A 3,904-nucleotide genomic window follows, 5' to 3' on the forward strand; every position below is an offset into this window, starting at 1 on the left:
AGGCCGCGCACTTCCGGGCGGTCGCGCAAAGCCACCCGCGAAGGCACAGTCGGTACGGAAAACGTGGAAAGCGACGTGCTCATGACAATTTTCGCTCTTGAGATCTGAGATCAGGACGCGATTGCTATCTTGCGCAGCGCCGATAGCGCTATGGCCGGATCCATCCGGTTGCGGTAGTCGGGATCGACGCTCGCGAGAGCGATACGGCCGCCTTTCTCGACGACGTAGCTCGCCGGCATTGGCAGCGACCACTGTCCGTCCCCGTTGCGGGTCGGCAGGTCGTGGCCGAATTTCTGGTAAAGCGCCTGGATGGCTGGCGAGAGCTGGAAGCGGATGCCGAGTGCATCGGCCAGCGCACCGTCCGTATCACTCAACACGTCGAAGCTCAGGGCGTTCTTCTCAGCGGTCGTCAGCGTGTTGTCGGGCGTCTCCGGCGAGATGGCGACAAGGCGGGCGCCAAGCGCCGTGATCTCGGGCAGCGCTTTCTGGTAGGCGCGTAGTTCGAGATTGCAGTAGGGGCACCAGCCGCCGCGATAGAAGGTCACAACGAGTGGGCCGCTCGCGATCAGAGCGCCGAGATCGGTCGTGCCACCGATCTGGTTCGGCAGTTGTCGTTTTGGAAACTGTGTACCGGCCTTGAGCGCGCGATCAGCCAGCGACTGCAGCGCCGCATTGTCGTCATCGACGAGCTTCGCCGTTTCAGCGCCGACGCGCTCGCGCCAGGATGTCTTGAAGGTGTCGAGTTCGGTTTGCAGGGACATGGTCGTTCTCCGGAATGTCGGCCAAAATGAATTGAAGTTAGTCGTTGTTCGACGGGTACTTACGTCTTTGACGCAGCCATCATGTGTTGGACGAGCGCGTTGGCGCTGGCGCCCTCGAGCGCGAGTCCGTAGCCGACTTCGCGGACGATCCGCTCTTTCAGCGGTTGGATGAAGTGGATGCGCGTATTGCGGCGCGTCACCTCGGGTTGCTTGAGGTATTGCTGCGCCAGATCACGGGCGACCGCGACGGCACTGCCGGCATCCGCCAGGTAATTCACGACGCCCCATGCTGCCGCTTCCTCTGCCGTGACCGGACGCGGGCTAAGGAGGAATGCCTCGCTCCGGCCGGCTCCAGCGCGATACGACCACGTCGTGTAAACACCATCGCCTGGAACGATCCCGCCGGCGAAGTGCGGCAGATCGTGGAAAGTCGCCGTCTTGGCAGCAACGATGACGTTGGCGAGAAGCGCATACTCGGTATGGATGTGCGCCTTGCCCTCGATGGCGGCGATCATCGGCACGCGAATGTTGGCGATGTTCTCGAGGATCTGGGTGCCTTCGTCGTGCACTTTCGACCAAACATTGGCATCGCCGACATTTCCGAAGCTGTCGAAGTCGATCTCGGCCATGTAGTCGCCGACACCAGTCAGGATGACGACCTTGTTTCCACGGTCGCGGCTGATCTCGTAGAAGGCGTCCGTGAAGCCCTCATGGTCGCGCGCATCGAATTTAATCGGACCGCCGTTTGTATGCATCTCGACCAGCAATATGCCGTCAGCATCCCGGCTCATGCGGAGATGGGCGTAGCGGCTGAAATAGGCCGGTACTGAATTGGTTTCGGCGCTCATGATCATCTCCGTAGCGTTGCGTACCGGCGGCGTTGTGTCGTCGCCTGATGCATCAATGGCTCATGTCTGCAGCTTGCGGAACGCCTACATATTTCATATCATTGATACGAAAGGCGTATGAATAATGGATCTACTGGGCCCGATGAAGACGTTCGTCCGTGTGGTCGAAGCCGGCAGCTTCACCGCGGTCGCAGTCGAACAGAACTCGACGCAGCCGACGATCAGCCGGCAGATCGCAGCGCTTGAGGAGCATCTCGGTGCGCGCCTTCTCACCCGTACGACACGTGCTTTGACGCTGACCGACGATGGCCGCGCATTCTACGAGCATGCGCTCCGTGCTTTGGAGGCCGTTGGCGAGGCGGAAAACGCGGTTGGCCGGCGGCAAGCGAAACCCATTGGGACGCTACGTCTCGCTGTGCCGGTGGTGCTCGGCCGTCGACATATCGTGCCACGCCTTGCCAGCTTCCTCTCGCGCTATCCTGATCTGTCGATCGATGTCACGATGAGCGATAGCTTCGTCGATCTCGTCGAGCAGGGCATCGACCTAGCGCTACGCGTTGGCGAGATCACCGACCAGAGCCTGGTTGCGCGAAATATCGGCATGGTGCGCCGGCTTACGGTAGCCTCACCGGCCTATTTAAAGACGCACGGCACACCACGTGCGCCTGCCGACCTCGCACGCCATCAGTGCATCGTCTACACGCGCCTCGCCACGGGGAATCGATGGCACTTTGAGAGCAAGGACGGGCCGCTGGTGGTGGCTGTCTCGGGCCGCTATCGCGTCGACAACTCGGAAGCCGTGCGTGAAGGCGTGCTTGCCGGTCTCGGCATTGCCGTCATCCCGGCATTCGCGTTCTCGAATGAAGTGAAGCACAAAAAGGTGCAAGTTCTGCTCAGGTCATACGAGCCCAAGCCTCTGCCGCTCAATGCCGTGTACCCGTCACGTCGCTTCGTGCCGCTCAAGGTGCGAGCAATGATCGACTTCCTAGCCAACGAACTCGAGATCGATCCGGTGCTCAGCCGCTACGGCCTATCCGCTGGCTGAGCGTCAGCATAAGAATTGAGTGCACTGTCACCGTAATAACGTAATAAACCCCGATTAGAAAAACCGGCACGACTAGCGGTCATGCTTAACTGTTGGCAAATGCTTTGCCTGAAATCGTCGGCACTCGATTCCTGTATTTTTGATTCGCCGACTGGAGACTTGGGGGCAGTTTATTTGCGTGATGCGAGCCGCGTAGACAGGTTGGCTTTGATGGTTGCGCGGACAACCGCGCGGGCTCGTTTGTTCCTCTAAAGGCGAATGAAATGAAAAAATGGGCGCTCTTCTTTGCGTTGATCTGGCCGCATATCGCGTCCGCCGCTCCCGAAGCTCCATTCCTGCCTTTGAAGAATGCGCCAGATTACGTCGCTACGATTTTCGTGAAACTCTCTCATGGGCCGACCTTTAAGGAAATTCGTACTTTCCACCGCGGGTGGATGCGGATCGACGGGAATTTTGACAAGAAGGCTTATCGTTCGACGAGTTATTTCGGTCCTGGAGGACTGTTCGTCACCTTCGCTCGTGAGCCGACTGCACAAAGCGAGAGCCACGACTGGTTGCATGTCCTGCGCGGTCCGGCCATGGCTCATCTCATTCGGTGGGGTGATGGTCCCTTCAAGACCGGCGAACGCCAAACATTGCTCAGTGAAGGTTGCGAAGTCTGGAACTTGTCGAAGACCCTTGGCCGCCGCGATGCCAGAAGCTTGAGTTGCGTGACTCCTGACGGCATCGAGCTATGGTCCCGGATTGAGGGCGACCTTCTGCCGGGTAGGTCTTTCGACACTATCGAGATGGTACGGAAGCCGGTAGCTCCTGCTGAAGTGCTACCGCCCGCCGGCAGGCTTGAACTGAAGTCCTGGCTAACGACGCCAACCGTGCCGAGGCCATCCAACTCGCCGGACGACGTTACCGTAGTCCTGCAAAGTAGGCTCAACGCGAGCCCGGACCGGCGGGTCCAGACGCGCACGATCCGACGACACTATCCCTGGACTTACACTGAGGACGTGGACGGAAAAGGGGGACGCAGGATCACGTTTAAAAACGAGGTAGAGCGGCTCAGCGTCATTTTTCAAAGCGACGCGGCTGGCGAGCCGGTACAATTAAGCGTCGAGAAGGCACTTAGGGCAATTGCCGAACAGAAATTGCCGGACAGCAGCCGAACTGAAACCATTCTTGGCGAAACATGCGCGGTCTCCGAGGAGCGCTTTCGCGAAGGACATTCAATTCGATGCCACACCGCGGACGGCGTAATG

At 59.3% G+C, this 3,904-nt stretch carries 4 protein-coding genes; 2 read left to right on the forward strand and 2 right to left on the reverse strand.

The genetic code is table 11. From position 1 onward, the window contains the following. Window positions 1-110 precede the first annotated feature (110 nt). Both JHD07_RS03290 and JHD07_RS03295 read right to left on the reverse strand, forming a co-directional pair. Window positions 111-761 carry a peroxiredoxin-like family protein gene (locus JHD07_RS03290; RefSeq protein WP_291618883.1) on the reverse strand — a complete coding sequence of 217 codons (651 nt, stop codon included), beginning with the start codon at window positions 759-761 and terminating at the stop codon, window positions 111-113. Window positions 762-820: 59 nt separating this feature from the next. After that, window positions 821-1,609, reverse strand: a complete 789-nt coding sequence (locus JHD07_RS03295) for an enoyl-CoA hydratase/isomerase family protein (RefSeq protein ID WP_291618886.1) — start codon at window positions 1,607-1,609, stop codon at window positions 821-823. Between the two features lie 142 nt (window positions 1,610-1,751). Between JHD07_RS03295 and JHD07_RS03300 the strand changes: the two genes are divergently transcribed. Both JHD07_RS03300 and JHD07_RS03305 read left to right on the forward strand, forming a co-directional pair. Beyond that, a complete protein-coding gene (locus JHD07_RS03300; protein WP_291618888.1) occupies window positions 1,752-2,654 on the forward strand; it encodes a LysR family transcriptional regulator in 903 nt (300 codons plus the stop codon). 263 nt (window positions 2,655-2,917) lie between these two features. Further along, window positions 2,918-3,904 (forward strand): hypothetical protein (locus tag JHD07_RS03305; RefSeq protein WP_291618890.1); only part of this gene is annotated, 987 nt, incomplete at its 3' end.

It is taken from the genome of Bradyrhizobium sp., from assembly GCF_016462955.1.
Lineage (GTDB): Bacteria > Pseudomonadota > Alphaproteobacteria > Rhizobiales > Xanthobacteraceae > Bradyrhizobium.

What these genes read in the sequence shown, in the direction of transcription:
- JHD07_RS03300 (WP_291618888.1), top strand. Translation starts at nt 1,752, where the DNA reads ATGAAGACGTTCGTCCGTGTGGTCGAAGCCGGCAGCTTCACCGCGGTC.
- JHD07_RS03290 (WP_291618883.1), bottom strand. Translation starts at nt 761, where the DNA reads ATGTCCCTGCAAACCGAACTCGACACCTTCAAGACATCCTGGCGCGAG.
- JHD07_RS03295 (WP_291618886.1), bottom strand. Translation starts at nt 1,609, where the DNA reads ATGAGCGCCGAAACCAATTCAGTACCGGCCTATTTCAGCCGCTACGCC.